The sequence below is a fragment of the Enterobacter sp. Acro-832 genome (genome assembly GCF_011752745.1).
GTDB lineage: Bacteria > Pseudomonadota > Gammaproteobacteria > Enterobacterales > Enterobacteriaceae > Enterobacter > Enterobacter quasiroggenkampii.
This window is the reverse complement of sequence record NZ_VWWX01000003.1, coordinates 76,548-102,436: the sequence shown is the minus strand read 5'-3', so window position 1 is coordinate 102,436 and position 25,889 is coordinate 76,548. Positions and strand designations below refer to the sequence as shown.

General features: G+C 54.9%; 31 protein-coding genes. 15 read left to right on the top strand and 16 right to left on the bottom strand.

Annotated elements, in window-relative coordinates; translation table 11 throughout:
* The first annotated feature begins 2 nt into the window (after nucleotides 1-2).
* Together pmrA and pmrB are read left to right on the top strand one after the other, a co-directional pair.
* Nucleotides 3-665: a two-component system response regulator PmrA gene (gene pmrA, locus F3J31_RS11785; protein ID WP_024906362.1), complete on the top strand. Its 663-nt coding sequence runs from the start codon at nucleotides 3-5 to the stop codon at nucleotides 663-665.
* Nucleotides 662-1,705, top strand: coding sequence for a two-component system sensor histidine kinase PmrB (gene pmrB / locus F3J31_RS11780; protein ID WP_167213252.1), 1,044 nt, complete (start codon nucleotides 662-664; stop codon nucleotides 1,703-1,705). The genes pmrA and pmrB overlap by 4 nt, the downstream gene beginning before the upstream one ends.
* A 33-nt stretch (nucleotides 1,706-1,738) precedes the next feature.
* Here pmrB and cgtA read toward each other — a convergent pair whose 3' ends face one another.
* From cgtA to rplU, 4 genes are all read right to left on the bottom strand, one after another.
* Nucleotides 1,739-2,914, bottom strand: a complete 1,176-nt coding sequence (gene cgtA / locus F3J31_RS11775) for an Obg family GTPase CgtA (RefSeq protein WP_021242261.1) — start codon at nucleotides 2,912-2,914, stop codon at nucleotides 1,739-1,741.
* A gap of 15 nt (nucleotides 2,915-2,929) precedes the next feature.
* A complete protein-coding gene (locus F3J31_RS11770; RefSeq protein ID WP_039260417.1) occupies nucleotides 2,930-3,895 on the bottom strand; it encodes a DMT family transporter in 966 nt (321 codons plus the stop codon).
* A gap of 96 nt (nucleotides 3,896-3,991) precedes the next feature.
* Complete coding sequence (gene rpmA / locus F3J31_RS11765; protein ID WP_004385076.1) at nucleotides 3,992-4,249, bottom strand: 50S ribosomal protein L27; 258 nt, start codon at nucleotides 4,247-4,249, stop codon at nucleotides 3,992-3,994.
* Nucleotides 4,250-4,268: 19 nt separating this feature from the next.
* On the bottom strand, nucleotides 4,269-4,580 hold the full coding sequence (rplU, locus tag F3J31_RS11760; RefSeq protein WP_003025032.1) for a 50S ribosomal protein L21: 312 nt from the start codon (nucleotides 4,578-4,580) through the stop codon (nucleotides 4,269-4,271).
* A gap of 257 nt (nucleotides 4,581-4,837) precedes the next feature.
* Here rplU and ispB point away from each other — a divergent pair, with 257 nt between their 5' ends.
* Both ispB and sfsB read left to right on the top strand, forming a co-directional pair.
* Nucleotides 4,838-5,809 carry an octaprenyl diphosphate synthase gene (ispB, locus tag F3J31_RS11755; RefSeq protein ID WP_048028845.1) on the top strand — a complete coding sequence of 324 codons (972 nt, stop codon included), beginning with the start codon at nucleotides 4,838-4,840 and terminating at the stop codon, nucleotides 5,807-5,809.
* A 229-nt stretch (nucleotides 5,810-6,038) separates the two neighbouring features.
* A complete protein-coding gene (sfsB, locus tag F3J31_RS11750) occupies nucleotides 6,039-6,326 on the top strand; it encodes a DNA-binding transcriptional regulator SfsB (protein WP_048028843.1) in 288 nt (95 codons plus the stop codon).
* A 61-nt stretch (nucleotides 6,327-6,387) separates the two neighbouring features.
* Here the strand turns inward: sfsB and murA are convergent, their stop codons facing one another.
* The 7 genes from murA to mlaF all read right to left on the bottom strand — a co-directional run bounded on the left by murA (nucleotide 6,388) and on the right by mlaF (nucleotide 11,181).
* Complete coding sequence (gene murA / locus F3J31_RS11745; protein ID WP_045910105.1) at nucleotides 6,388-7,647, bottom strand: UDP-N-acetylglucosamine 1-carboxyvinyltransferase; 1,260 nt, start codon at nucleotides 7,645-7,647, stop codon at nucleotides 6,388-6,390.
* Between the two features lie 50 nt (nucleotides 7,648-7,697).
* Nucleotides 7,698-7,952 (bottom strand): BolA family iron metabolism protein IbaG, encoded by a 255-nt coding sequence (ibaG, locus tag F3J31_RS11740; protein WP_008501458.1) that lies wholly within the window; start codon nucleotides 7,950-7,952, stop codon nucleotides 7,698-7,700.
* Between the two features lie 126 nt (nucleotides 7,953-8,078).
* Nucleotides 8,079-8,372: a lipid asymmetry maintenance protein MlaB gene (gene mlaB / locus F3J31_RS11735; RefSeq protein WP_048028841.1), complete on the bottom strand. Its 294-nt coding sequence runs from the start codon at nucleotides 8,370-8,372 to the stop codon at nucleotides 8,079-8,081.
* Nucleotides 8,372-9,007, bottom strand: a complete 636-nt coding sequence (mlaC, locus tag F3J31_RS11730; protein ID WP_045910107.1) for a phospholipid-binding protein MlaC — start codon at nucleotides 9,005-9,007, stop codon at nucleotides 8,372-8,374. Before mlaC ends, mlaB begins: the two co-directional genes overlap by 1 nt.
* A gap of 18 nt (nucleotides 9,008-9,025) precedes the next feature.
* On the bottom strand, nucleotides 9,026-9,574 hold the full coding sequence (mlaD, locus tag F3J31_RS11725) for an outer membrane lipid asymmetry maintenance protein MlaD (protein ID WP_008501455.1): 549 nt from the start codon (nucleotides 9,572-9,574) through the stop codon (nucleotides 9,026-9,028).
* Nucleotides 9,575-9,578: 4 nt separating this feature from the next.
* On the bottom strand, nucleotides 9,579-10,361 hold the full coding sequence (mlaE, locus tag F3J31_RS11720) for a lipid asymmetry maintenance ABC transporter permease subunit MlaE (protein WP_167213249.1): 783 nt from the start codon (nucleotides 10,359-10,361) through the stop codon (nucleotides 9,579-9,581).
* A gap of 7 nt (nucleotides 10,362-10,368) precedes the next feature.
* A complete protein-coding gene (gene mlaF, locus F3J31_RS11715) occupies nucleotides 10,369-11,181 on the bottom strand; it encodes a phospholipid ABC transporter ATP-binding protein MlaF (protein ID WP_167213246.1) in 813 nt (270 codons plus the stop codon).
* Between the two features lie 227 nt (nucleotides 11,182-11,408).
* Here mlaF and F3J31_RS11710 point away from each other — a divergent pair, with 227 nt between their 5' ends.
* From F3J31_RS11710 to npr, 11 genes are all read left to right on the top strand, one after another.
* Nucleotides 11,409-12,386 (top strand): calcium/sodium antiporter, encoded by a 978-nt coding sequence (locus F3J31_RS11710; protein WP_045334591.1) that lies wholly within the window; start codon nucleotides 11,409-11,411, stop codon nucleotides 12,384-12,386.
* A 13-nt stretch (nucleotides 12,387-12,399) separates the two neighbouring features.
* Entirely contained in the window at nucleotides 12,400-13,386 is a 987-nt protein-coding gene (kdsD, locus tag F3J31_RS11705; RefSeq protein WP_008501450.1) for an arabinose-5-phosphate isomerase KdsD, read from the top strand.
* Between the two features lie 14 nt (nucleotides 13,387-13,400).
* Entirely contained in the window at nucleotides 13,401-13,967 is a 567-nt protein-coding gene (kdsC, locus tag F3J31_RS11700; protein ID WP_048225116.1) for a 3-deoxy-manno-octulosonate-8-phosphatase KdsC, read from the top strand.
* Nucleotides 13,964-14,539: an LPS export ABC transporter periplasmic protein LptC gene (gene lptC / locus F3J31_RS11695; RefSeq protein ID WP_024906353.1), complete on the top strand. Its 576-nt coding sequence runs from the start codon at nucleotides 13,964-13,966 to the stop codon at nucleotides 14,537-14,539. Before kdsC ends, lptC begins: the two co-directional genes overlap by 4 nt.
* Nucleotides 14,508-15,062: a lipopolysaccharide ABC transporter substrate-binding protein LptA gene (gene lptA / locus F3J31_RS11690; protein WP_020883526.1), complete on the top strand. Its 555-nt coding sequence runs from the start codon at nucleotides 14,508-14,510 to the stop codon at nucleotides 15,060-15,062. The genes lptC and lptA overlap by 32 nt, the downstream gene beginning before the upstream one ends.
* A gap of 6 nt (nucleotides 15,063-15,068) precedes the next feature.
* On the top strand, nucleotides 15,069-15,794 hold the full coding sequence (gene lptB / locus F3J31_RS11685) for an LPS export ABC transporter ATP-binding protein (protein WP_008501446.1): 726 nt from the start codon (nucleotides 15,069-15,071) through the stop codon (nucleotides 15,792-15,794).
* 47 nt (nucleotides 15,795-15,841) lie between these two features.
* A complete protein-coding gene (gene rpoN, locus F3J31_RS11680) occupies nucleotides 15,842-17,275 on the top strand; it encodes an RNA polymerase factor sigma-54 (protein WP_167213243.1) in 1,434 nt (477 codons plus the stop codon).
* 22 nt (nucleotides 17,276-17,297) lie between these two features.
* Nucleotides 17,298-17,585, top strand: a complete 288-nt coding sequence (gene hpf / locus F3J31_RS11675; RefSeq protein WP_013098943.1) for a ribosome hibernation promoting factor — start codon at nucleotides 17,298-17,300, stop codon at nucleotides 17,583-17,585.
* Nucleotides 17,586-17,667: 82 nt separating this feature from the next.
* The gene (gene ptsN, locus F3J31_RS11670) at nucleotides 17,668-18,159 is read left to right on the top strand and encodes a PTS IIA-like nitrogen regulatory protein PtsN (protein ID WP_008501443.1); all 492 of its coding nucleotides are present in this window, start codon (nucleotides 17,668-17,670) and stop codon (nucleotides 18,157-18,159) included.
* A 45-nt stretch (nucleotides 18,160-18,204) separates the two neighbouring features.
* Nucleotides 18,205-19,059 carry an RNase adapter RapZ gene (gene rapZ, locus F3J31_RS11665; RefSeq protein ID WP_045910110.1) on the top strand — a complete coding sequence of 285 codons (855 nt, stop codon included), beginning with the start codon at nucleotides 18,205-18,207 and terminating at the stop codon, nucleotides 19,057-19,059.
* Nucleotides 19,056-19,328: a PTS phosphocarrier protein NPr gene (gene npr / locus F3J31_RS11660; protein WP_003861872.1), complete on the top strand. Its 273-nt coding sequence runs from the start codon at nucleotides 19,056-19,058 to the stop codon at nucleotides 19,326-19,328. The genes rapZ and npr overlap by 4 nt, the downstream gene beginning before the upstream one ends.
* Before the next feature lie 41 nt (nucleotides 19,329-19,369).
* On the opposite strand, the gene mtgA is transcribed toward npr, so the two are convergent.
* The 5 genes from mtgA to lptF all read right to left on the bottom strand — a co-directional run bounded on the left by mtgA (nucleotide 19,370) and on the right by lptF (nucleotide 25,629).
* Nucleotides 19,370-20,095, bottom strand: coding sequence for a monofunctional biosynthetic peptidoglycan transglycosylase (gene mtgA, locus F3J31_RS11655; protein WP_048225123.1), 726 nt, complete (start codon nucleotides 20,093-20,095; stop codon nucleotides 19,370-19,372).
* Nucleotides 20,092-20,745: an isoprenoid biosynthesis glyoxalase ElbB gene (gene elbB / locus F3J31_RS11650; protein ID WP_048029292.1), complete on the bottom strand. Its 654-nt coding sequence runs from the start codon at nucleotides 20,743-20,745 to the stop codon at nucleotides 20,092-20,094. The genes mtgA and elbB overlap by 4 nt, the downstream gene beginning before the upstream one ends.
* Before the next feature lie 232 nt (nucleotides 20,746-20,977).
* Nucleotides 20,978-23,311 carry an aerobic respiration two-component sensor histidine kinase ArcB gene (arcB, locus tag F3J31_RS11645; RefSeq protein ID WP_167213240.1) on the bottom strand — a complete coding sequence of 778 codons (2,334 nt, stop codon included), beginning with the start codon at nucleotides 23,309-23,311 and terminating at the stop codon, nucleotides 20,978-20,980.
* Nucleotides 23,312-23,446: 135 nt separating this feature from the next.
* Nucleotides 23,447-24,529 (bottom strand): LPS export ABC transporter permease LptG, encoded by a 1,083-nt coding sequence (lptG, locus tag F3J31_RS11640; protein ID WP_045910114.1) that lies wholly within the window; start codon nucleotides 24,527-24,529, stop codon nucleotides 23,447-23,449.
* The gene (lptF, locus tag F3J31_RS11635) at nucleotides 24,529-25,629 is read right to left on the bottom strand and encodes an LPS export ABC transporter permease LptF (RefSeq protein WP_048028830.1); all 1,101 of its coding nucleotides are present in this window, start codon (nucleotides 25,627-25,629) and stop codon (nucleotides 24,529-24,531) included. The genes lptG and lptF overlap by 1 nt, the downstream gene beginning before the upstream one ends.
* Nucleotides 25,630-25,889: the final 260 nt, after the last annotated feature.

The window sequence follows — 25,889 nt, the reverse complement described above, 5'->3', positions numbered from 1 at the left end:
CGATGAAACTACTTATAGTTGAAGACGATCTGTTATTGCAGGAAGGGCTGGCGCTGGGGCTGGCCAATGAAGGGTATGCTCTCGACTGTGCAGGCACGGCAGCAGAGGCGGATGCCCTGATCCAGAGCGGCGAATACAGCCTGGTGATCCTCGATTTGGGCTTGCCGGATAAAGACGGCGCCACGCTGCTCAGCCAGTGGCGACGTCGCGGCATCGCCAACCCGGTATTGATCCTGACGGCACGTGATGCCATTGAAGACCGTATCACCGGCCTCGATGCAGGCGCAGACGATTACCTGGTGAAGCCTTTTGCGCTCGCGGAGCTGCAGGCTCGGGTACGAGCGTTGATTCGCCGCTATCAGGGCCATAGTGATAACTTACTGACCGACGGCGATATTACGCTGAATTTGCAAACCCAGCAGGTGCTGCGTCAGGATCAGGCCGTAGAGGTGACGCCAAAAGAGTTCGCCTTGCTTACGCGTCTGATCATGCGCAGCGGGCAAACGGTACACAGAGAAACGCTCCAGCAGGATATCTACTCCTGGCAGGACGATCCCGGGTCAAATACCCTTGAGGTCCATATTCATAACCTGCGGCGTAAGCTCGGCAAAGACAGGATCAAAACCGTTCGCGGCGTCGGCTACCGTCTGGAGAGCCAGAAATGAACAGCATGCGTCGGCGTTTGATGGTGCTGCTGGCGGTCATTCTGTTATTTTTCCAGCTGATAAGCGTCATCTGGCTGTGGCATGAAAGCCGTGAACAGATTGGTTTTCTGGTCAACGAAACGCTGTCAGCGAAAGCACGCAATAATCACGTTGAGAAAGAGATCCGCGAAGCGATTGCCTCGCTGCTGGTCCCTTCTCTGGTGATGGTCGGCTTTACCCTGCTCTTCTCCTTCTGGGCCGTCACCTGGATAACCCGGCCGCTGAATAAGCTCCGCGACAGCCTTGCTAACCGCTCAGCCGATAACTTAACCCCGCTTCCTATGTATTCCGACATGGAAGAAATTGGCGCGGTGACGACCTCCCTGAACCAGCTGCTGGCCCGACTGGATAGCACCATCCAGCAGGAGCGTCTCTTCACCGCAGACGCCGCACACGAGCTGAGAACGCCTCTGGCCGGTATCCGGCTCCATCTGGAGCTGATGTCGCAGTCAGGTGCGCCTCAGGCCGCCACGCTGGTTAGCCGTATCGATCAGCTCATGCATACCGTCGAACAGCTGCTGATGCTGGCCCGTGCCGGACAGGCAATGGCGAGCGGCCACTACGAAACCGTGAGCTGGACGGAAAATATCATCGAACCTCTCGGCCTTGGGCATGAAGCCAAAGAGCATACGGTGATTTGGCCCGCTAAAAGCGCGCTCACGGTTCAGGGAGACGCCGTTCTCCTGCGCCTGATGCTGCGCAACCTGCTGGAGAATGCCGGGCGCTACAGCCCGACAGGGACAACGATTACAGTGACATTAACCGAGGTCGACGGCGGGACGCAGATCAGCGTTATCGATCAGGGCCCGGGGATTGATGAAGCGCACCGGCAGTCCATTACCGAGCCATTCCGCCGTCTTGACCAGCGCTACGGAGGCAGCGGTCTGGGCCTGAGTATCGTACAGCGCATCCTCCAGCTCCACCACGGCAGGCTGACGCTTGAGAATGGCGCTGAAGGCGGTTTAATCGCCAGTTGCTGGCTGCCCGCAACGCTGGAATAAAAAAGCCCCCATAACGGGGGCTTTGAACAGCAATTAGTGCTTGTAGATGAACTCGACGCCTTCTTCGTCGTCTTCATCCCAGTCATCGTCCCAGTCTTCATCGTCTTCTTCCGCTTCCAGCTCTTCGAGCTGCTGGCGGTGGTAGTCATCCCACATGAATTCGACTTTTTCAGGCTGTTTGACTTCTTCCGCCTGAACAATTGGGTTCTCAATGATGAAGGTCATCACATCCCAGCACAGATCTTTCACGCCGACCTGGCTTGCTGCAGAGATCAGGTAGTATTTATCTTCCCAACCCATCGCTTCAGCAATGGCTTTCGCTTTTGCTTCCGCTTCGGCTTTGTCCATCAGGTCGATCTTGTTGAAGACCAGCCAGCGTGGTTTGTTCGCCAGTTTCTCGCTGTATTTTTCCAGCTCGCCAACGATGATACGGGCGTTTTCAACCGGATCGGAACCGTCGATAGGATCGATATCGATAAGGTGCAGCAGCACGCGGCAGCGCTCAAGGTGTTTCAGGAAGCGAATACCCAGACCCGCCCCTTCCGCGGCGCCTTCAATCAGACCCGGAATATCGGCAACCACAAAGCTCTTCTCGTTATCCATACGGACAACGCCCAGGCTTGGTACCAGCGTGGTAAACGGATAGTCCGCAACTTTTGGCTTGGCCGCGGAGACGGCGCGAATAAACGTCGATTTACCCGCGTTTGGCATACCCAGCATGCCCACGTCAGCCAGAAGCATCAGCTCCAGCTGCAGGTCGCGCTTATCGCCCGGCGTACCCATCGTTTTCTGACGCGGCGTACGGTTAACGGAGGATTTGAAACGGCTGTTACCCAGACCGTGCCAGCCGCCTTTCGCCACCATCAGGCGCTGACCGTGTTTGGTCATGTCACCCATGGTTTCACCCGTCCCCTGGTCAATCACACGCGTACCGACCGGCACTTTAATGGTGACGTCTTTACCGCGTTTCCCGGTACAGTCACGGCTCTGGCCGTTCTGACCACGTTCAGCGCGGAAGGATTTTTCGAAACGGTAGTCGATCAGCGTGTTGAGGTTCTCATCCGCCTCCAGCCACACGTCACCACCATCCCCACCGTCGCCGCCATCAGGACCGCCACGAGGGATATACTTTTCACGGCGGAAGCTCACGCAACCGTTGCCGCCATCACCAGCCACGACCAGGATCGTCGCTTCATCAACAAACTTCATTTTACTCTCCGTAACTCATTCGCCTGAGCGGGGGACTACTACAACCGCTTCATTTTTGCGCCAACGTCCCCAGAGACGATGACCAATGGCGGAATACATCGCGCCCGCAACCACGACAAACGCACCGAGATAACCCAACAGGTTGAGCATCGGTCTGACGAAGACATCGGGCCAGGCCATTGATAACAAATCTGAAAATAACAGCGTAAACAGCGGGGTAAGCGTGATCAACGCGCTCACCTGTGCTGCCTGCCAGCGCGCCATCGCTTCGGCCAGCGCGCCATAACCGACCAGCGTGTTCAGCCCACAAAAAATGAGGCACGCCAGTTGCCAGTCGCTAAGCTGGGAAATTACGCCCGGCTTCGCTAATGGCAGCAATGCTATTGTACACAAAGTGTACAGCAAAAAGAGGATCTGCTGTGAGGCAAGCCGACGCAATAACACCTTTTGCGCGACACCATAGCTCACCCAGACCGTTGCTGCCCCCACACCGAAAATGACACCCCATGTGTAATCCGTCAGGCGGGTAAAAATCTCGATCAGACTGGTGTTGAAGAACATCACCAGACCGCACAACAGCATGCTCGCCCCGATAATCTGCGTACCGCGCATCTTCTCCTTGAGGATAAAGACGCTGGCGACCATCATGCCCACCGGCGAAAGCTGACCAATCACCTGCGACGCCGTGGGGCTGAGATATTGCAGGGAAGAGCTGAACAGGATGAAGTTACCGAACAGACCGCCCGTCGCGATAGCCAGCAGCACCAGCCAGCGCGGTTTACGGAAGAGCCGCAAGGGTGGAAGCTTACCTTTGACGGCCAGAATCGCCCCGAGGCCGATGCTTGCCATCAGAAAGCGATAAAAGACCACCGTAGGCGGCTCCATCACTTCCAGTACCTGCTTCATTGCAATTGGCAGCGCACCCCAGCACATTGCGGTTGTGAGCGCCAAAAGAATTCCTATGCCGGCCTGCTGCTTCATGCCCGTTTTCCCTACAGAAAAAATTACCGGGTTTCCAATGTAAAAAGCCCCGCAACAGGTTGCGGGGCTTTAATCCGTTACCGGACCGAGAAAACCTTACTCAGCAACGATGCTGATGTATTTACGGTTGTTCGGGCCTTTAACTTCAAATTTCACTTTACCGTCTGCTTTAGCAAACAGAGTGTGGTCACGACCGCAACCTACGTTGTTGCCAGCGTGGAATTTGGTACCACGTTGACGAACGATGATGCTACCCGCCAGAACGGATTCGCCACCGAAACGCTTAACGCCCAGGCGTTTAGCTTCTGAATCGCGACCGTTACGTGTGGAGCCGCCAGCCTTTTTATGTGCCATTTAAATCTCTCCTCAGGTCTTAGGCGCTGATGCCAGTAATTTTCACATCAGTGAACCACTGACGGTGGCCCTGCTGCTTACGGTAGTGCTTACGACGACGAAACTTAACGATTTTAACTTTCTCGCCACGACCGTGTGCAACAACTTCAGCTTTGATAACGCCGCCATCAACGAAAGGAACGCCGATTTTGACTTCTTCACCGTTTGCGATCATCAGAACTTCTGCGAACTCAACAGATTCGCCAGTTGCGATGTCCAGCTTTTCCAGGCGAACGGTCTGACCTTCGCTTACTCGGTGTTGTTTACCACCACTTTGGAAAACCGCGTACATATAAACTCCGCTTCCGCGCACGTCCTCGTATGAATCAGAGTGCGCTATAAATATTCACAATAGGGCGCGAATATTACGCAAAACGCGAGCCTTTGACAAGTGCTACCGTCAATACATGAAGAAAAAAAACACAACACGTACGGTAACGTTTATCTGAGCCGTTTTTTCAGTACAATCAGCACTACTATTGATAAACCGAAACCCTTCGTTACCCCATTGAAGATGGGATCAACAGGATAAAAAGCCCGGCTTTTGCGATGAATTTAGAAAAAATCAACGAGTTAACCGCGCAAGATATGGCGGGTGTGAATGCAGCAATCCTGGAGCAACTCAACTCTGACGTTCAGCTGATCAATCAGTTGGGCTATTACATTGTCAGTGGCGGCGGTAAACGCATTCGTCCGATGATTGCCATTCTGGCTGCCAGAGCCGTTGGTTATCAGGGAAATGCTCACATCACTATCGCAGCGCTCATCGAATTTATCCACACGGCGACGCTTCTGCACGACGATGTGGTGGATGAATCGGATATGCGTCGTGGCAAAGCCACGGCTAACGCCGCGTTCGGGAACGCCGCCAGCGTCCTGGTGGGGGATTTTATTTATACCCGCGCCTTCCAGATGATGACCAGCCTGGGTTCCCTGAAAGTGCTGGAAGTAATGTCTGAAGCCGTTAACGTCATCGCTGAAGGCGAAGTGCTGCAGCTGATGAACGTCAACGACCCGGACATCACCGAAGAAAACTACATGCGCGTCATCTACAGCAAAACCGCGCGTCTGTTTGAAGCGGCGGCCCAGTGTTCCGGCATTTTGGCTGGCTGTACCGAAGCACAGGAAAAAGGCCTGCAGGACTATGGCCGCTATCTGGGCACAGCCTTCCAGCTGATTGACGATCTGCTGGACTACAGTGCGGACGGCGAGACGCTCGGCAAAAACGTTGGCGATGACCTGAACGAAGGCAAACCGACCCTGCCGCTGCTCCACGCCATGCGTAACGGAACGGCCGATCAGGCGAAAATGATCCGTGAAGCGATTGAGCAGGGAAATGGCCGCCATCTTCTGGAACCCGTGCTGGAAACCATGGCGATCTGCGGCTCGCTGGAATGGACGCGTCAGCGTGCGGAAGAAGAAGCCGACAAAGCCATCGCAGCACTCCAGGTCATTCCCGACAGCCCATGGCGCGAGGCACTGATTGGTCTTGCCCACATCGCCGTTCAGCGCGACCGTTAATCTTGCTTTCTCTCCCCGCGTTCCTGGCGGGGAGATTCCAGTACACACCCGTAAATTCCGCATTCACGTAAATTCATCGGTTTAGAGACCGCATGAATAAAGCCGTGTCTTATTCTGAATATTCCTTCAAGTAACGCGAACTTTTTAGAACAAGAGTTCGAAATGGGTATAGTAAACCCGTCGTTTCAGAAGAAACGGCGTAGGTGAATCCGAACTTAAGGACGGCGTTATGGATACGAAATTTATCGACTGGCACACGGCGGATATTATTGCCGCACTGCGCAAAAGAGGCACTTCACTGGCAGCAGAGTCCCGCCGCCATGGACTGAGTTCTTCAACTCTGGCAAACGCCCTCACCCGCCCCTGGCCAAAAGGAGAATTAATTATCGCGACGGCGCTGGATACGCATCCGTGGGTGATTTGGCCTTCGCGCTACCACGATCCCGTTACCCATGAATTTATCGACAGATCGCGCATGATTCGCCAGAGAAAAGTAAAAAAAGAACCGCAGGAATAACGCGTTTTTTGACAGGAACAGCAACCCCCCGGTCATGTCTGGCAGGGGGCTGCCGGAACGATTACTCGCCCTTCACACGCTCGATATTGGCACCCAGCGCGCGCAGTTTATCTTCGATACGCTCATAGCCACGATCGATGTGATAAATACGATCCACGATCGTTGTACCTTCCGCGATACAACCCGCCAACACCAGGCTGGCAGACGCACGCAGATCGGTTGCCATCACCTGAGCGCCGGACAGTGTCTCAACGCCATGGCAAATCACGGTATTACTTTCGATCTCAGCACGGGCACCCATACGGATCAGCTCCGGTACGTGCATAAAGCGGTTCTCGAAAATGGTTTCAGTGATGAAGCCAGTCCCTTCGGCGACCAGGTTCAACAAGGTGAACTGCGCCTGCATGTCCGTTGGGAACGCCGGGTGTGGCGCCGTACGCACATTGACCGCTTTTGGACGCTGTCCATGCATATCGAGGCTGATCCAGTCTTCACCAATTTCGATATCCGCTCCCGCATCACGCAGTTTCGCCAGCACCGCATCCAGCGTATCAGGCTGTGCGTTGCGACAAACAATCTTCCCGCCAGAGATCGCGGCAGCGACCAGGAAGGTACCGGTTTCGATACGGTCCGGCAGTACGCGATAGACACCCCCGCCCAGACGCTCAACGCCTTCGATGGTGATACGGTCGGTACCCTGACCGGAGATCTTCGCGCCCAGTGCCACGAGGAAGTTAGCGGTATCCACAATTTCCGGTTCACGCGCGGCGTTTTCGATGATAGTGGTCCCTTCTGCCAGCGTTGCCGCAGACATAATGGTTACCGTTGCGCCTACGCTCACTTTGTCCATAACAATGTGCGCGCCTTTCAGACGACCATTGACGGACGCTTTAACGTAGCCTTCTTCCAGCTTGATCTCTGCGCCCAGTTTTTCCAGACCAAAGATGTGCAGGTCAACCGGACGCGCACCGATGGCGCAGCCACCCGGCAGCGAAACCTGACCCTGACCGAAACGCGCCACCAGCGGGCCAAGCGCCCAGATGGAAGCACGCATGGTTTTCACCAGATCGTAAGGGGCAGAGAAGTTGTTCACCTTGCTGGCATCGATCCAGACGGAACCGTTACGCTCGACTTTCGTGCCCAACTGGGTGAGCAGCTTCATGGTGGTGTCGATATCTTTCAGCTTCGGTACGTTCTGAATCTCTACCGGCTCTTCCGCGAGCAGCGCAGCAAAGAGGATGGGCAGCGCGGCGTTTTTCGCGCCAGAAATTGTGACTTCGCCCTGGAGACGCGTTGGCCCCTGTACACGAAATTTATCCATTGTGTGCTCTCTTATAAATTCAACCGTGCTGCGGGCCTGTCGCCCTCAGCTCAAAAACCGTTTAGTTTGCGATCGCGTGCCCACTCTTGCGGGGTGAACGCTTTAATCGACAGGGCGTGGATGCGGTTATCCGCAATATATTCCATCAGCGGCGCGTACACAGCCTGCTGTTTCTTCACACGGCTCATACCGTCGAACATCTCACCCACAGCAATAACCTGGAAGTGACTGCCATCGCCAGTGACGTGGGCTTCCTGAAGGGAGAGTGCATTCATCAGCACTGTCTGGATTTCATGATTTTCCATGGGTTCTTAATCATCTGATAGTGAAAACAAGCCCAACATCTTAGAGCAAAGTGGCGTCGTCTTAAACAAGCAAAAAGCCCCGACGATGAAACTGTCAGGGCTTTCGGAAGTAACGCACTGAAAATATTAACGAGGCAATACGTCCTGAGGGAGATTGTAGAGCTGCGCAAGGGTCACGACATTCTCGCTCGCGCCGCGAAGCGTGACGCTCGCCCCTTGCTTTTTCCCTACTGCAACCAGATGGGCAAGCAGCGCAACGCCTGCCGTATCCACCCGCGTGACGTCAGTTAAGTCAATGAGCGTCACGCCCTGCATGGCCTCATGGCGTTTATCCCATAAGGGGTTCAGCAGATCCTGATCCAGCTCACCGGACAGCTTTAATGTCTCGCCTTCACGCGACCAGCTGAGTTGCTGTGACATTACTTCTTCTCGTCCAGCGTGATTTTCTGACGAGCAATGGACTGCAGCTGCGCGGTCAGGCCATCAATCCCCTTGGTGCGCAGCAGGTCACTCCACTCGTTCTGTTTGGTGGTGATCATGCTTACGCCTTCGGCAATCATGTCATACGCCTGCCAGTGGCCGGTCTGGCTGTTTTTACGCCACTGGAAATCCAGACGCACCGGCGGACGGCCGTTAGGATCGTTGATCGTTACGCGAATAGGGACGATGGTCGCATCACCCAGCGGCTGCTCCGGGGCGATCTGATAGGTCTGACCGTGGTACATCGCCAGCGCCTGACCATAAGCCTGCTTCAGGTATTCACGGAAAGCGGCAAAATAGGCTTCACGCTGCGCCGGGGTCGCGTCTTTGTAATAGCGGCCCAGCACCAGCGCTCCCGCATATTTAATCTGCACGTACGGCAGCAGCTCCTGGTCAACCACGTCACGCAGGTAATCAGGATTAGCACGAATCTTAGGCTGCTCGTTTTTAAGACGATCGAAGGTTTTCTTCGCGGCCTCGTCCATCAGTTTGTACGGGTTACTCTGATCCGCCGCGTGCACCGCGGTGAGAGGGGCGATGACCAGCATGGCAACCATTAACAGTCGTTTAAACATGAATGACTTCTCCTGATATTAATTCGCAGCACCTGGGGTCGGCGCGGCATTGGTATGGTCTTCACTCTGCGCAGGGGCATTGTCAGACTTTTTATCATCCCCTTTACTGTTGTAAAGGAACTGACCAATCATATCTTCCAGCACCATGGCGGACTTGGTGTCCTGGATCACGCTCCCGTCTTTAAGGATAGTCGTTCCCAGCTCGGGGTCTTCAAAACCGACGTTAAGCGCCAGATATTGTTCGCCCAGCAGACCGGAAGTTCGGATAGACAGGGAGCTGGTGTCCGGAATGTGGTTGTAACGCTCTTCGATATCCATCGCGACGCGCGGCAGATAGGTCTTCTCATCCAGCGTAATGTCAGATACGCGGCCGATCACCACGCCGCCAATACGGACCGGTGAACGCGCCTTCAGCCCGCCGATGTTATCGAAGGTGGCATAGATGCGATACGTCGGCTCGGTGCGTACAGACGTGATATCTGCCGCTCTCAGGCAGATAAACAACGCGGCCAGCAGCGCCAGCAGCAGGAATACACCGACCCAAATTTCATTTTTTCTCGTTTGCATGAACTCAATTCCCAAACATCAGTGCGGTGAGCACAAAATCCAGACCCAGTACGGCCAGCGACGAATGAACGACTGTACGTGTAGTAGCGCGGCTAATGCCCGCCGACGTCGGAATCGCATCGTAACCATTAAACAATGCAATCCAGGTAACCGTAATGGCAAATACCAGGCTCTTAATCAGGCAGTTAACCAGATCCATTCGCAGGTCAATGGCGTCCTGCATGGCAGACCAGAAGAAACCGGCGTCAATGCCTTTCCAGTGCACGCCAACCAGCGAACCGCCCCAGATACCCACGGCGACAAACAGTATCGTCAGCAGCGGTAAAGAGATAACCCCCGCCCAGAAACGCGGCGAGATCACGCGACGCAGCGGATCGACCGCCATCATCTCCATGCTGGAGAGCTGCTCAGTCGCGCGCATCAGGCCAATTTCAGCGGTTAAGGCTGACCCCGCGCGCCCGGCGAACAACAGCGCCGCCACAACGGGCCCCAGTTCACGCAGCAGCGAGAGCGCCACCAGCATCCCGAGGCTGGTTTCCGCACTGTAGGTTGTCAGCACCAGGTAGCCCTGCAGACCCAGCACCATCCCGATAAACAGACCGGAGACAATGATGATGAGCATCGACAGCACGCCGACATTATAAAGCTGCCGCACCAATAGCGGCGCGTGCTTACGGAATTCCGGTTTGCCGACCAGCGCGTTGAATAACATCAATCCGGCACGCCCGAACGTCCTGATGGTTTTTATGCCACGGTGTCCGAGAGCGGCCAACGCATTTAACAGCATGAGTGGCTTAACTCCCTATTCCCAGTAAATCGTCACGATAGTCGCCCGCCGGGTAGCGGAACGGCACAGGGCCATCGGCAATACCGTCAAGGAACTGCCGCACGCGTGGATCGCAATTTTCCTGCAGCGCCTGGGCGCTACCGTGTGCGACGATCTTTTTGTCCGCTACGATGTAGGCGTAATCGGCAATGCTCAGCACTTCAGGTACATCGTGAGACACCACAATGCAGGTGACGCCAAGCGCGCTATTCAGTTCAGAGATGAGCTTCACCAGCACGCCCATCGTGATGGGATCCTGCCCGACAAACGGTTCGTCGAACATGATTAAATCAGGTTCTAGTGCGATGGCGCGCGCCAGCGCGGCACGACGCGACATCCCGCCGGACAGCTCCGAAGGCATCAGTTTCGCGGCGCCCCGCAGCCCGACGGCTTCAAGCTTCATCATCACCGTGCTTTTCAGCAGCGCAGGCGGCAGGCTGGTATGCTCGCGCAGCGGATAGGCCACGTTATCAAAGACGTTCATGTCGGTGAACAAGGCCCCCGACTGAAAGAGCATGCTCATGCGTTTGCGAACAGTATACAGGCGCGAGCGCGACATCTCCGGGATGTTTTCGCCATCAAAGAGGATCTCACCGCTATCCGGTGGGATCTGCCCGCCAATAAGGCGAAGTAGGGTCGTTTTACCGATCCCGGACGGCCCCATGATGGCAGTGATCTTGCCACGCGGCACGGTCAACGAAATATCATCAAATATCAATCTGTTGGCGCGAGAAAAACTCACCCCGCGGACATCGACTAAATTCGCCATGGTTTGGCTCATTTATGGTTCCTTTCTTATCCTGCTCACGTTAAGGCATGTAGCCTGAATCAGCCCTAAACTCAGCATTTTTACAGAATAATAACCGTAGAGGTTAGCGAAAGCTGGCATTTGTTTTACTTTTCCGGCGCATAAAGTCAAAATTAGGAATTCGTTACGCCTCAGACTGTATGCAGTCCAGCCATTCCCGAGCAATGGACCGACGAGTATACCTGAAGAAAGGACTTTTGATGCTTTTAGCAACAGCACTGTTAATAATTGGTTTACTGTTGGTGGTCTACAGTGCTGACCGTTTAGTGTTTGCTGCATCTATCCTGTGTCGCCTGAGTGGCGTACCGCCTGTCGTCATCGGGATGACCGTGGTCAGCGTAGGAACGTCACTTCCTGAAATCATCGTCTCTGTCTCGGCATCGCTGCATGGCCAGGTAGACCTGGCAGTCGGCACCGCGATTGGCTCTAACATCGTCAATATTTTATTGATTTTGGGCCTGGCCGCGCTGCTCCATCCATTTCGCGTGCATTCTGATGTTCTGCGCCGTGAATTGCCGCTAATGTTACTCGTAAGCCTGCTGGCAGGGTGCGTATTTTACGATGGCGTACTGAGCTACAGCGACGGCATTTTCTTGCTGGCGCTGGCCGTTATTTGGCTGCTGTATAGTGTTAAAATCGCCCGTCAGGCTGAAAAGCAGGGTCAGGATAGCCTCACGCGTGAGCAGGTCGCCGAGCTTCCACGAGAAGGCACGCTGCCTGTTGCCCTGCTCTGGCTGGGCGTCGCGCTGATCATCATGCCGATGGCAACGCGCATGGTCGTGGATAACGCGACGGTGCTGGCGAACTATTTTGCCATCAGCGAGCTGACCATTGGCCTGACGGTGATTGCCATCGGCACCAGCCTGCCGGAGCTGGCCACCGCCATTGCGGGGGCCCGTAAAGGTGAGGATGACATTGCCATTGGTAATATCATCGGCTCTAACATTTTTAATATCGCCATTGTGATGGGCCTGCCAGCCCTGATTTCGCCAGGGCCCTTTAATCCCCTGGCGTTCTCACGTGATTACGGCGTGATGTTGCTGGTCAGCGTGATTTTTGCCTTGCTCTGCTGGCGGCGGCAACGACAGATCGGTAAAGGCGCAGGCGCGCTGCTGACGGGTGGATTTATCGTATGGATGGCGATGCTGTACTGGCTCTCGCCTCTTCTCTCTGGGTAAACGGAAACGCATTATGTCGCAAATAGAATTGCAGCCGGGTTTTGACTTTCAGAAAGCAGGCAAAGACGTTCTGGAGATTGAACGTGAAGGTCTGGCGCAGTTAGATCAGTACATAAATCAGGATTTTAGTCTGGCATGTGAGAAGATATTCTACTGTGCCGGCAAAGTCGTGGTGATGGGGATGGGCAAGTCCGGCCACATTGGACGCAAAATGGCGGCAACCTTTGCCAGTACCGGCACCTCGTCCTTCTTTGTCCACCCGGGGGAAGCCGCGCACGGGGACCTGGGTATGGTCACGCCGCAGGATATCGTCATCGCACTCTCCAACTCCGGTGAGTCCAATGAAATCCTGGCGCTGATCCCGGTACTGAAGCGACTGCAGGTGCCGCTGATTTGCATGACCAGCCGTCCGGAAAGCAGCATGGCGCGCGCAGCCGATATTCACCTGTGCGTGAAGGTTCCCAAAGAGGCCTGTCCGCTCGGCCTGGCGCCGACCTCCAGCACCACCGCGGCACTGGTTATGGGCGATGCCCTTGCCGTTGCGCTGCTGGAAGCCCGTGGCTTTACGCCGGAAGATTTCGCGCTGTCCCACCCGGGCGGCGCGCTGGGGCGCAAGCTCTTGCTGCGGGTAAACGATATTATGCACACCGGGGATGAGATCCCTCACGTCAGTAAAGAAGCCTCCCTGCGTGATGCGCTGCTGGAAATCACCCGCAAGAATCTGGGGATGACGGTCGTGTGCGACGATCTGATGAAAATTCAGGGGATCTTCACCGATGGCGACCTGCGTCGCGTGTTCGATATGGGTGTCGATGTCCGCACGCTCGGTATTGCCGATGTAATGACGCCCGGCGGCATCCGCGTGCGTCCGGGTACGCTGGCCGTGGACGTGCTGAACCTGATGCAGTCCCGCCATATCACCTCCGTTATGGTTGCCGATGGCGACCAGTTGCTGGGTGTGGTACATATGCATGATCTGCTGCGCGCAGGCGTAGTGTAATGAAGGATAAGACAATGAGTAATGCGGGTGCATCCCTTGCAACCTGTTATGGGCCGGTCAGTACACAGATGATGGCAAAGGCGAAAAACATTCGTCTGCTGATCCTGGATGTGGATGGGGTCCTCTCCGACGGCCTGATTTACATGGGCAATAATGGTGAAGAGCTGAAGGCGTTCAACGTTCGCGATGGCTACGGTATCCGCTGTGCGCTCACCTCGGGGATTGAGGTGGCGATCATCACCGGACGAAACGCTAAACTGGTAGAAGACCGCTGTGAAACCTTAGGTATTACCCATCTGTATCAGGGCCAGTCCGATAAGATGGCAGCGTTCAATGATTTACTGGGTAAACTGGCTATCGCGCCGGAAAACGTGGCCTACGTCGGGGACGACCTGATTGACTGGCCGGTGATGGCTGAAGTTGGGCTGAGCATCGCCGTTGCCGATGCGCATCCGCTGCTGATCCCGCGCGCCGACTACGTTACCCACATCAACGGTGGCCGCGGCGCTGTCCGTGAAGTCTGCGATCTGCTTCTGCTGGCGCAGGGCAAGCTTGATGAGGCCAAAGGGCAATCGATATGAGTAAAACCAGACGTTGGATTATCATTTTGCTTTCGCTTGTCGCACTGGTATTGATTGGCGTGAACCTTGCCGATCGCGACGATACGCAAACGGAAGTGATCAACAATAACGATCCAACCTATAAAAGCGATCACAGCGACACCGTGGTCTACAGCCCGGAAGGCGCGCTGAACTATCGCCTGATTGCCCAGCATGTTGAATATTTTTCAGATGACGGTATTTCGTGGTTTACCCAGCCTGTCATGACCACCTTTGATAAGGACAAAGTGCCGACGTGGTCAATTAAGTCAGATCGGGCAAAACTGACAAATGACCGTATGCTTTATCTGTATGGTCACGTTGAAGTCAACGCCCTGACCGCCGACTCGCAACTGCGAAAAATTACGACGGATAATGCCCAGATCAACCTGGTAACCCAGGACGTGACGTCGCAGGATCTGGTCACACTGTATGGCACAACATTTAATTCCAGCGGTTTGAGAATGCGCGGGAACTTACGCAGCAAGAACGCCGAGCTGATTGAAAAGGTTAGAACCTCCTATGAAATTCAAAACAAACAAACTCAGCCTTAAAGTAATTATCGCCAGCGCGATGCTGGCGACCAGTCTCCCCGCGCTTGCTGTAACGGGCGATACCGACCAGCCGATCCATATCGAGTCCGACACCCAGTCTCTCGATATGCAGGGTAACGTCGTCACCTTCACGGGTAACGTCGTCATGACCCAGGGCACCATCAAAATCAACGCTGATAAAGTGGTCGTGACCCGTCCGGGTGGCGAGCAGGGCAAAGAGATTATCGATGGCTATGGTAATCCGGCGACCTTCTACCAGATGCAGGACAACGGCAAGCCGGTGAAAGGCCGCGCCACGCACATGCACTATGAGCTGGCGAAGGACCTGGTCATCCTGACCGGCAATGCCTATCTGGAACAGCTGGACAGCAACATTACCGGCGACCAGATTACCTATCTGGTTAAAGAGCAAAAAATGCAGGCCTCCAGCGAGAAAGGCAAACGCGTCACCACCGTTCTGGTTCCGTCGCAGCTGCAGGATAAAGGCAAGGGCCAGGCCCCGGCACAGAAGAAGAGTAACTAATTCGTTATGGCAACATTAACTGCAAAAAATCTCGCGAAGGCCTATAAGGGCCGCCGTGTCGTAGAAGATGTCAGTCTGACCGTTAACTCCGGCGAAATCGTGGGGCTGCTTGGCCCGAACGGTGCGGGTAAAACGACAACCTTCTACATGGTCGTGGGTATTGTGCCGCGCGATGCCGGCAACATTATCATTGACGATGAAGACATCAGCCTTCTGCCGCTCCACGCGCGCGCGCGTCGCGGGATCGGCTATCTGCCGCAGGAAGCCTCCATTTTCCGTCGTCTCAGCGTTTACGACAACCTGATGGCGGTCCTGCAAATTCGTAACGATCTGACCAACGAACAGCGTCAGGATCGTGCCAACGAGCTGATGGAAGAGTTCCACATCGAGCATCTGCGCGACAGCCTCGGTCAGGCACTCTCCGGGGGCGAACGCCGTCGTGTTGAGATTGCGCGTGCGCTGGCCGCAAACCCGAAATTTATCCTGCTGGATGAACCGTTTGCGGGCGTTGACCCCATCTCCGTTATCGACATCAAACGTATCATTGAACACCTGCGCGACAGCGGGCTTGGCGTACTGATCACCGACCACAACGTGCGTGAAACGCTGGCCGTGTGTGAACGCGCCTATATTGTGAGCCAGGGCAATCTGATCGCCCACGGTACGCCGCAGCAGATCCTCGAAGACGATCATGTTAAGCGCGTCTATCTTGGGGAAGACTTCAGACTCTGATAGGGTAGAGGTAACGTAACGCCGAACCGGAGAAAAATGCTCTGAACATGAAGCAAGGTTTGCAATTAAGGCTCAGCCAACAACTGGCGATGACGCCGCAGCTACAGCAGGCAATTCGCCTGTTGCAACTGTCCACGTTAGAACTTCAGCAGGAGCTCCAGCAGGCGCTGGACAGCAACCCCCTGCTGGAACAAACCGATCTTCATGACGAGGTAGATACCCAGCAATCGCAGGATACAGAAGCGCTCGATACCGCAGATGCACTCGAACAAAAAGAGATGCCCGACGAGCTTCCGCTGGATGCCAGCTGGGATGAAATCTACACCGCCGGCACCCCTTCCGGTACGCGTGCAGACTACCAGGACGATGAGCTACCGGTCTATCAGGGAGAAACCACCCAGTCGCTGCAGGATTACCTGATGTGGCAGGTGGAACTCACCCCCTTCTCCGATACTGACCGCGCGATTGCCACGTCAATTGTCGATGCCGTTGACGACACCGGCTATTTGACCGTCACGCTGGACGATATTCTGGAAAGCATGGGCGACGACGAGATTGAGCTTGAGGAAGTTGAAGCCGTTCTGAAGCGCATCCAGCGTTTCGATCCGGTAGGCGTAGCCGCAAAAGATCTGCGCGACTGCCTGCTGATCCAGCTTTCTCAGTTCAGCAAAGAGACGCCATGGCTCGACGAGGCGCGCCTAATCATCAGCGATCACCTGGATCTGCTGGCGAACCACGATTTCCGCACCCTGATGCGCGTCACGCGCCTGAAAGAAGAGGTGCTGAAAGAAGCGGTGAATCTGATCCAGTCGCTCGATCCGCGCCCCGGTCAGTCTATCCAGACCAGCGAACCCGAGTACGTGATCCCGGATGTGTTGGTCAGAAAAAATAACGGCCGCTGGGTCGTTGAACTGAACTCTGACAGTATCCCTCGCCTGCAAATCAACCAGCAGTATGCCTCCATGTGCACCAGCATGCGTAACGACTCCGACAATCAATATATTCGTAGCAATTTGCAGGAAGCGCGATGGCTGATCAAAAGTCTGGAGAGCCGAAATGATACGCTGCTACGCGTCAGCCGCTGCATTGTCGAACAGCAGCAGGCGTTCTTTGAGCAGGGTGAAGAGTATATGAAACCGATGGTGCTGGCGGATATCGCCCAGGCCGTCGAGATGCATGAATCAACCATTTCCCGTGTCACCACGCAGAAGTATCTGCACAGTCCACGCGGTATTTTTGAGCTTAAGTATTTCTTCTCCAGCCATGTGAATACCGAGGGCGGCGGCGAAGCGTCGTCCACGGCCATCCGTGCCCTGGTGAAGAAGTTGATCGCCGCGGAGAACCCCGCGAAGCCGCTAAGCGACAGTAAGTTAACCACCATGCTGTCCGATCAGGGTATTATGGTGGCACGTCGTACTGTTGCGAAGTATCGAGAGTCTTTATCCATTCCGCCGTCCAACCAGCGTAAACAGCTGGTCTGACACAACCGATAAGGAAGACACTATGCAGCTCAACATCACTGGACAAAACGTCGAAATTACTGAGGCTTTACGCGACTTTGTGAACACGAAGTTTGCAAAACTCGAGCAGTATTTCGAAAGGATCAATCAGGTCTATATTGTGTTGAAAGTGGAGAAAGTGACTCATATCTCGGATGCCACCCTGCATGTTAACGGGGGTGAACTGCATGCCAGTGCGGAAGGGCAAGACATGTACGCTGCTATCGACGGCTTGATTGATAAGCTTGCGCGACAGCTCAATAAACATAAAGATAAACTGAAACAACACTAATTGTCCGGGCAGTTAACGGGTGCAGGACGGCCTGTTGTGAAACACAACAGGCCATTTGTACAGTTAGCGCTTAGGTGAAATTATGATGAACAACGATTCCGCTCTTCAACTGAGCAATGTCCTTAACCAGGAATGTACCCGCAGTGCGGTTCACTGCCAGAGCAAAAAACGTGCGCTGGAGATCATCAGTGAACTGGCCGCAAAACAGCTGGGCCTGCCGCCGCAGGTGGTGTTCGAAGCGATTCTGACCCGTGAAAAGATGGGCAGTACCGGTATCGGCAACGGCATCGCGATCCCGCATGGCAAACTGGAAGAGGATACCCTGCGTGCCGTCGGTGTGTTTGTGCAGCTTGAAACACCGATCGCCTTCGATGCCATTGATAACCAGCCCGTCGATCTCCTCTTCGCGCTGCTGGTGCCTGCTGACCAGACGAAAACCCATCTGCATACGCTGTCGCTGGTCGCCAAGCGTCTGGCTGACAAAACCATTTGCCGTCGACTGCGCTCGGCTCAAAGTGATGAAGAGCTCTATCAAATTATCACTGAAGCAGAAGGCAATCAGGATGATGCATAACCAGGAGATGGCCTTCACATCTGTTGTCCTGAGGAGAAACGGAACATGGTGCTGATGATTGTCAGTGGCCGTTCAGGGTCGGGGAAATCCGTTGCTCTGCGCGCGCTGGAAGACATGGGTTTTTACTGCGTCGATAACCTGCCGGTCGTGTTGTTGCCCGAACTGGCCCGTACGCTGGCGGAGAGACAAACCTCGGCCGCCGTCAGTATCGACGTTCGTAACATGCCTGAATCGCCAGAGATCTTCGAACAGGCCATGAGTAACCTGCCCGACGCATTCTCGCCGCAACTGCTGTTCCTTGATGCAGACCGTAATACCCTGATCCGCCGCTACAGCGATACCCGTCGTTTGCACCCGCTTTCCAGTAAGAACCTCTCTCTGGAGAGTGCTATCGATGAAGAGAGCGATCTGCTGGAGCCGCTGCGTTCTCGTGCCGACCTGATTGTCGACACCTCTGAGATGTCCGTTCACGAGCTGGCAGAAATGCTGCGTACCCGGTTGTTGGGTAAGCGCGAGCGCGAACTGACGATGGTGTTCGAATCCTTTGGCTTTAAGCACGGTATCCCGATTGATGCGGATTATGTTTTCGACGTGCGCTTCCTGCCGAACCCGCACTGGGATCCGAAACTGCGTCCCATGACCGGTCTGGATAAACCCGTTGCGGCCTTCCTCGACAGGCACACAGAAGTTCACAATTTTATCTACCAGACGCGAAGCTACCTTGAGCTATGGTTACCTATGCTGGAGACAAACAATCGTAGCTACCTGACGGTAGCGATTGGCTGTACCGGCGGTAAACATCGTTCGGTTTATATCGCCGAACAGCTGGCCGACTATTTCCGCTCGCGCGGGAAGAACGTTCAGTCCCGTCATCGCACGCTGGAAAAACGTAAAACATGACCGTAAAACAGACCGTTGAGATCACCAATAAGCTGGGCATGCATGCGCGCCCGGCGATGAAGCTGTTTGAGCTGATGCAGGGTTTCGATGCAGAAGTTCTGCTGCGGAATGACGAAGGTACCGAAGCGGAAGCGAACAGCGTGATCGCGCTGCTGATGCTGGATTCCGCCAAAGGGCGTCAGATTGAAGTCGAAGCCACCGGCCCTCAGGAAGAGGAAGCGCTGGCAGCGGTGATTGCGCTGTTTAACGCAGGGTTCGACGAAGATTAAGGTCTCTCCCCTTCAGGCGGGTGGCGCTGCGCTTACCCGCCCTACATAAGTTTGTTGCTCTCCATAAACCCTTCTCCTCCCAACTGACGCATCTGGCGCATAATCCACGCCTGACGGCTACGCACGTATCCTGATGGGGCACTGGCTTTAAAACGGATGGGATTCGGTAAAACAGCGGCCAATAGCGCTGCTTCAGACATGCTCAGACGGCTGGCTGGCTTATTGAAATAACGCTGCGCGGCAGCTTCTACGCCAAATACCCCGTCGCCAAACTCGGCAACGTTGAGATACACGGTCAGAATGCGCTTTTTGCTCCAGACCGTTTCCATGCCCAGGGTTAATCCTGCTTCCAGCCCCTTTCGCACCCAGCTGCGGCCGTCCCACAGAAACAGATTTTTGGCCGTCTGCTGCGACAACGTTGACGCGCCGCGCACGCGGTTTTCATGACGTTCGTTATGCGCCAGTGCCTTCTCAATCGCGGCCACATCGAATCCCCAGTGCTCCGGGAATTTCTGGTCCTCCGCTGCGATGACCGCCAGCCCCATGAACGGCGAGATCTCGTCCATGCTTACCCAGTCAGAATGGGCAACATAGCCGAAATCACCGCTGAGCCACGCACCAAGCTGACGCTCAACCATCACGGCGGAGAACGGGACCGGCATAATGCTGAACAGGGCGAGTCCACCGCCCCAAAACACCGCCAGCACCAGAACGATGCGCAATAAAGTACGTTTTACCCACGCACCTGCGCCGGATTGACGACTCATTCAGCCAGCACCAGCACGCGGGCGACCAGCTTTTCGATTCCCGTGGCCGCTTCTGCAATATTCTGCGCCAGCATATAGGCCGGCGTGGTGACAATTTTATTATCTTCATCAACCACAATGTCATCCACCGGGCACGGAACGTGTTCGCCCCCCATTTCCTCGACGATCTCCGCGGTATCAATATCCGTCCCGATGGTCAGGCGCAGCGGGAAATCAAAAATCTTAGGCAACATCGCCGGTGCGATACAGATAAAGCCCAGCGGTTTCCCTGCCGCATGCATGGCCTGCGACAGCGCTTTGAGATGAGGATCGATCTGACACTCCGCGCCCTGCGCAGCAAAGGTACTGAGATTTTTGGCCGCGCCAAATCCACCCGGGACAATGAGCGCATCAAGCTCTGCGGCGTCTGCCTGAATAAGAGGATGGATGTCACCTCGCGCAATACGTGCGGCTTCAATCAGCACGTTACGGGTTTCCGCCATTGGTTCACCGGTCAGATGGTTAATCACATCCGCCTGATTTTTGTCTGGCGCAAAACAAATCACCTCTGCTCCCTGCTTAGCCAGGGCCAGCAGCGTAATGACGGCTTCGTGTATCTCAGAACCATCGTAAACACCACATCCGCTGAGCACGACACCAATCTTTTTCATCATGACAATCCTTTTCTGCAACTGGCTGAAGCACATTAATAATTTTGATTAAAACGCTATGCTTCACACATTTCACTGATTCATGTAACAAACCATTTAAGATTTGCTATCTTATCTGCGTGCGGCCTAAATTTTTCAGGCAGCGCCCTTTCGAAAATAACGTTTAAAAACAGGCGCAGCCACGATTTCCCTGGTGTTGGCGCAGTATTCGCGCACCCCGGTTAATCCGGGGTCATTTTTTTCTGGCGTCAACCCAGGCTTTAAGCACCGCAACATCGTTTTGCCACTCTTGCTTCATCTCTTCAACCCAATCACCCACGTTATCTTCCCATGCAGGTAAATCAGGCGACTGAATCTGTTGTCCCAGCTGCTGCAGGTGGCGTAAGCCAACCGAGCCGGCTGCACCTTTGATTTTATGTCCTTCTTCCACGATCCCCTTCTGGTCACGGGCCGTCAGGTTGGATTCCAGCACGCTCAGATAGCCCGGCATCATTTTTTCGAACACGGCCAGACCGTCGGTAATCAGTTTCGGCCCCACCAGATCGATATACTGCTCCAGCATCGCGGTATCGAGTATCGTTTGGGCTTTTGCGCTATCAACAGGCGTCATGGTGCTCTCCTCTTCATCATGGGTATCCCAGAACTTTTTGATCATAGCGGTCAGAGCAGGCACCGCCAGCGGCTTGCTGAGTACATCGTCCATACCGGCATCGAGATACTCTTTTTTATCTTTCAGCACGTTCGCCGTCAGGGCAACCAGCGGCGGCAGTTCGTCGGCCGCGTACTGACGCGTCAACTCGCGCGAGATATCCAGCCCGGTCATATCCGGTAATTGAATATCCAGCAGAACAAGATCGTATTCGCCGGGTTTAAACATCTCCAGCGCGGCTTTGCCGGTCATCGCGACATCCACGCTGTTGCCCAGTTTTTCCAGCACCGAGCGCGCCACGATCACGTTCAGCTCAATGTCTTCCACCAGCAGGACGTGCAGGGCAGGCAGCGGCATATCGTCATTTTCAAAGGTATCTTCTACCTCTTCCGCCACCGCTGGCGCATGGACCGTCAGCGTGAAGGTTGACCCTTTGCCCGGCTGGCTGGCTACGGTGATATCACCGCCCATACTCTTCGCCAGACGTTTAGAGACCGCCAGGCCAATGCCTGTTCCGGTCGCCGGTTTCCCGCCGTTGCTGTCTTTCACCTGGTAGTACATGGCAAAGATCTTGTCCTGCTCCTCCTGCGGAATACCAATTCCGGAGTCCTCTACCTCGAAGTGCAGCATGTCGCCTTCGTCATAGCGGATACGCACCGCCACCTGCCCCTTCTGGGTGAATTTCACCGCGTTGCTGATCAGGTTCCACAGGATCTGGCGCAGTCGCGTGCCGTCAGTCACCACCTTATGCGGCAGCGGCAGGGTGGGCTCCATAACAAAGCTCAGGCCCTTCTGCTGCGCCTGCAGGCCGGACAGGTTTTCCAGATCGGCAAGGAAGCTGGTGAAATCAACCGGCTGGTTATCAAGCTGAACTTTACGGCGCTCCATCTTATCCATATCAATAATATCATTGAAGATATTACCCAGCGTGACCGCTGAGACATGGATAGTCTTGAGGTATTTTTCCTGCTCTGCGGTCAGGTCGGTATCCAGCAGAATACGGCTCAACCCGACGATGCCGTTAAGCGGCGTACGCAGCTCGTGGCTGATGGTGGAGATAAAGGTGGTCTTGTCGCGGCTGGCGCGCTCCAGGGCATCCTGATAGCGCTTACGCTCGGTGATGTCGCGGCCAAAGCCCATCAGGCCGTGGCGTTTGCCCACGCGGTCATAGTAGGGCACCTTACGGATCTCAAAGCAGGCTTTGCGTCCGTCCGGGTAGTCCAGCCACTGTTCATAGGTCAGCGAGACGTTATGACGGAAGACTTTTTCGTCGGTCTCCATGACCTTGGCCGCCGCCTCTTCAGAGTAAACGTCCTGCGGCTTCAGGTGAATCAGCTGCTTCTCGCTTTTCCCGGTAAGCAACTCCATCGCCCGGTTACAGCCGGAAAATTCTTTATCTTCATTACGGTAGAACACCAGATCCGGCGACGCATCCAGGAACGACCGCAGGAAGGAGGATTGCTGCTCAAGCTGGATCTGCGTGACCTCGCGCTCTTTCATTTCGATTTTCAGCTGCTCCAGGGTGGCCTGACGCTCGGCCTCCGCCTTCTCACGATCTGAAATCTCCTGATTCAGCTGCGCAATGTTGTCTTTGAGCTGGACGTTGAGCTTGAGGTCGCGCTCGCGCATCTCTTCCAGTTTATCCACCAGCTTAGATAAACGCTGACGGGACTCTTCCAGCTGTTCAACCACTACGGAAAGGAAATAGACCGCCCAGGGCGTAATGAGCAAGCCAAAGAAGATGGAGCGGATGACGTCAATACTCTCGACCTGACCATGCAGAACCATGGTAACCGCCATTTGCACGACAATGGCCAGAACGACCAGCGCCAGCGCAAGCAGCATGGAAAAACGCACCAGCCCAAGCTTCATCATCAGGTCGACGTAATACTGGGCAAGCATTCGAATTTGCTTCATAGAGGATCCCTTCACGACGTTATCGCTCAATAATACTCAAATTCGCGGCGGGACGTTGAAGGTTGTGAGAAAAAGTGCGGGGTGAAACAGGAGATTAGCCTCGCTCCCGGGTAACCGGAAGCGAGGTAAGGTCAATCAGGAGCGTTTCAACAGCAGCCAGAGACTGATCAGGAGGAAGCTGGCGCTTGGCAGCAGCGCACCGATAATCGGCGGAATGCCATAAACCAGCGTCAGCGGACCGAAGATCTGATCGAGCACGTAGAACACAAAGCCGAAGCTGATGCCGGTCACGACGCGAACCCCCATCGGCACGCTGCGCAACGGGCCGAAGATAAACGACAGCGCCATCAGCATCATTACCGCCACGGACATCGGCTGGAAGATTTTACTCCACATGTTGAGCTGATAGCGTCCCGCATCCTGTCCGCTCGACTTCAGGTATTTCACATAGTTGTGCAAACCGCTGATGGAGAGCGCGTCAGGATCCAGCGCCACGACGCCGAGCTTATCGGGCGTCAGGTTGGTTTTCCACGTACCGGTTACCGTCTGAGAACCCGTAATCTGTTTCGGATCGGTCAGGTTAGATTCATCAACCTGGGACAACCGCCACTGCTTATGTTCGGCGTCAAACTTCGCCGAAGAGGCATGGCGAACGGACTGCAGACGGCGCTGGTCATCGAAAGCGTAGATGCTCACTCCGCCCAGTTCATCATTCCCCTTCACCCGTTCGATGTAGACGAAGTTTTTACCGTCTTTCGCCCATAAACCTTGCTGAGTCGAGAGCAGTGAGCCGCCGTACATCGCCTGAGCACGATAGTTACGCGCCATCTGTTCGCCCTGCGGCGCGACCCACTCGCCAATCGCCATGGTCAACAGCACCAGGGGGATGGCGGTTTTCATTACCGACAGCGCAACCTGCATGCGGGTAAAACCCGAGGCCTGCATAACGACCAGCTCGCTGCGCTGCGCCAGCATCCCCAGCCCCAGCAGCGCCCCCAGCAGGGCCGCCATCGGGAAGAAGATCTGCACATCTTTCGGCACGCTGAGCAGGGTATACATCCCCGCGCCCAGCGCGTCATAGCTCCCCTGCCCGGCTTTTTTCAGCTGATCGACAAATTTGATAATGCCGGAGAGCGACACCAGCATGAACAACGTCATCATGATGGTGGTAAAAATGGTTTTACCGATATAGCGATCAAGAACGCCAAACGCCTGCATTAGATGGCTCCTTTACGCGAGAATCGGGCACGTATGCGGCGCACAGGCACCGTATCCCACAGGTTTAACCCCAGCGCCAGTAAGATGTACAGGCTGTTGACGAACCACGTCCAGATCATGGGATCCAGCTTGCCCTTCGCGCCGTTGGAGCGAATCGAGGTTTGCAGCAGGAAATAGATCAGGTAAAGCAGCATCGCCGGAAGCATAGAGAGCACGCGTCCCTGACGCGGGTTCACCACGCTCAGCGGAACGACAATCAGCGCCATCATAAACACGGTGAAGACAAGCGTAATACGCCAGTGGAACTCAGCGCGCGCGCGGTTGGTATCGGTATTCCAGAGGGTACGCATGTCCATTTGCTCGGTATCCGTTGGATCGAGCGACACCGTCTGATGGCCGATAATGGCCTGATAGTTCTGGAAATCCGTAATGCGGAAGTCACGCAACATCGCGGTGCCTTCGAAACGGGTGCCTTTGTTCAGCGTCACGACCTGAGAACCATCTTTGCGCTGAGCCAGCTGACCGGAATCTGCCACCACCACGGAAGGACGCGCGTTACCTTTAGGACGCAGCTGCGCCAGGAAGACATCGTTGAATTTACTGCCGTCAACGCTCTCAATAAACAGCACGGAGTTTCCGTCGGTTGCCTGCTGGAACTGCCCCTGGGCTAACGCCGCCATGCCGGGGTTGGCTTTCGCTTCGGCCAGCACTTCGTCCTGATGGCGGGAAGACATGGGGCCCGCCCACATCACATTCACCGCCGCAACGATACCCGTGAACAGCGCCAGTATCATGGCGGCTTTCACCAGGACCGCTTTGCTCAGGCCACAAGCATGCATCACCGTGATTTCACTCTCGGTATAGAGTTTCCCAAGCGTCATGAGCAGGCCAAGGAAAAGACTTAGCGGCAGGATAAGCTGCGCCATTTCCGGGATCCCTAAACCAAGCAGGGAAAGCACCAGATTTGTTGGAATTTCGCCGTCAACGGCCGCACCGAGGATCTTAACCAGCTTCTGACAGAAAAAAATCAGCAGCAGGATGAAGAGGATCGCCAGTTGGCTTTTGAGCGTCTCCCGCACCAGATATCTTATGATTATCACTTTAAATACGCCCGTAAAAACCCGTCTCTTTGCTGGAAAATCGCTTGTTTCATGGCTTAAACGTCATTTATTCTCTTGAGTCGTCGAAATCATCGCTAAGATTAAAACATCCGGCGGATTCACGCTTCAGGACTTTTTCTGACGTGTCGAAACCGTAGTAACGTAAGATTAACACGAAGTCACCACAACAGCGGACATGAGTTACGAAAGGTTTCAATTCTATCCGTAGCAGCCGCCGTTGTCTTTAAGATTCAGGAGCG

What these genes read in the sequence shown, in the direction of transcription:
- cgtA (WP_021242261.1), bottom strand. Translation starts at nt 2,914, where the DNA reads ATGAAGTTTGTTGATGAAGCGACGATCCTGGTCGTGGCTGGTGATGGC.
- rapZ (WP_045910110.1), top strand. Translation starts at nt 18,205, where the DNA reads ATGGTGCTGATGATTGTCAGTGGCCGTTCAGGGTCGGGGAAATCCGTT.
- sfsB (WP_048028843.1), top strand. Translation starts at nt 6,039, where the DNA reads ATGGATACGAAATTTATCGACTGGCACACGGCGGATATTATTGCCGCA.
- F3J31_RS11770 (WP_039260417.1), bottom strand. Translation starts at nt 3,895, where the DNA reads ATGAAGCAGCAGGCCGGCATAGGAATTCTTTTGGCGCTCACAACCGCA.
- mtgA (WP_048225123.1), bottom strand. Translation starts at nt 20,095, where the DNA reads ATGAGTCGTCAATCCGGCGCAGGTGCGTGGGTAAAACGTACTTTATTG.
- rpoN (WP_167213243.1), top strand. Translation starts at nt 15,842, where the DNA reads ATGAAGCAAGGTTTGCAATTAAGGCTCAGCCAACAACTGGCGATGACG.
- mlaD (WP_008501455.1), bottom strand. Translation starts at nt 9,574, where the DNA reads ATGCAAACGAGAAAAAATGAAATTTGGGTCGGTGTATTCCTGCTGCTG.
- lptA (WP_020883526.1), top strand. Translation starts at nt 14,508, where the DNA reads ATGAAATTCAAAACAAACAAACTCAGCCTTAAAGTAATTATCGCCAGC.
- pmrA (WP_024906362.1), top strand. Translation starts at nt 3, where the DNA reads ATGAAACTACTTATAGTTGAAGACGATCTGTTATTGCAGGAAGGGCTG.
- hpf (WP_013098943.1), top strand. Translation starts at nt 17,298, where the DNA reads ATGCAGCTCAACATCACTGGACAAAACGTCGAAATTACTGAGGCTTTA.
- elbB (WP_048029292.1), bottom strand. Translation starts at nt 20,745, where the DNA reads ATGAAAAAGATTGGTGTCGTGCTCAGCGGATGTGGTGTTTACGATGGT.
- kdsC (WP_048225116.1), top strand. Translation starts at nt 13,401, where the DNA reads ATGAGTAATGCGGGTGCATCCCTTGCAACCTGTTATGGGCCGGTCAGT.
- npr (WP_003861872.1), top strand. Translation starts at nt 19,056, where the DNA reads ATGACCGTAAAACAGACCGTTGAGATCACCAATAAGCTGGGCATGCAT.
- ispB (WP_048028845.1), top strand. Translation starts at nt 4,838, where the DNA reads ATGAATTTAGAAAAAATCAACGAGTTAACCGCGCAAGATATGGCGGGT.
- mlaC (WP_045910107.1), bottom strand. Translation starts at nt 9,007, where the DNA reads ATGTTTAAACGACTGTTAATGGTTGCCATGCTGGTCATCGCCCCTCTC.
- mlaB (WP_048028841.1), bottom strand. Translation starts at nt 8,372, where the DNA reads ATGTCACAGCAACTCAGCTGGTCGCGTGAAGGCGAGACATTAAAGCTG.
- lptC (WP_024906353.1), top strand. Translation starts at nt 13,964, where the DNA reads ATGAGTAAAACCAGACGTTGGATTATCATTTTGCTTTCGCTTGTCGCA.
- arcB (WP_167213240.1), bottom strand. Translation starts at nt 23,311, where the DNA reads ATGAAGCAAATTCGAATGCTTGCCCAGTATTACGTCGACCTGATGATG.
- murA (WP_045910105.1), bottom strand. Translation starts at nt 7,647, where the DNA reads ATGGATAAATTTCGTGTACAGGGGCCAACGCGTCTCCAGGGCGAAGTC.
- F3J31_RS11710 (WP_045334591.1), top strand. Translation starts at nt 11,409, where the DNA reads ATGCTTTTAGCAACAGCACTGTTAATAATTGGTTTACTGTTGGTGGTC.
- rplU (WP_003025032.1), bottom strand. Translation starts at nt 4,580, where the DNA reads ATGTACGCGGTTTTCCAAAGTGGTGGTAAACAACACCGAGTAAGCGAA.
- mlaF (WP_167213246.1), bottom strand. Translation starts at nt 11,181, where the DNA reads ATGAGCCAAACCATGGCGAATTTAGTCGATGTCCGCGGGGTGAGTTTT.
- ptsN (WP_008501443.1), top strand. Translation starts at nt 17,668, where the DNA reads ATGATGAACAACGATTCCGCTCTTCAACTGAGCAATGTCCTTAACCAG.
- lptB (WP_008501446.1), top strand. Translation starts at nt 15,069, where the DNA reads ATGGCAACATTAACTGCAAAAAATCTCGCGAAGGCCTATAAGGGCCGC.
- lptG (WP_045910114.1), bottom strand. Translation starts at nt 24,529, where the DNA reads ATGCAGGCGTTTGGCGTTCTTGATCGCTATATCGGTAAAACCATTTTT.
- pmrB (WP_167213252.1), top strand. Translation starts at nt 662, where the DNA reads ATGAACAGCATGCGTCGGCGTTTGATGGTGCTGCTGGCGGTCATTCTG.
- mlaE (WP_167213249.1), bottom strand. Translation starts at nt 10,361, where the DNA reads ATGCTGTTAAATGCGTTGGCCGCTCTCGGACACCGTGGCATAAAAACC.
- kdsD (WP_008501450.1), top strand. Translation starts at nt 12,400, where the DNA reads ATGTCGCAAATAGAATTGCAGCCGGGTTTTGACTTTCAGAAAGCAGGC.
- rpmA (WP_004385076.1), bottom strand. Translation starts at nt 4,249, where the DNA reads ATGGCACATAAAAAGGCTGGCGGCTCCACACGTAACGGTCGCGATTCA.
- ibaG (WP_008501458.1), bottom strand. Translation starts at nt 7,952, where the DNA reads ATGGAAAATCATGAAATCCAGACAGTGCTGATGAATGCACTCTCCCTT.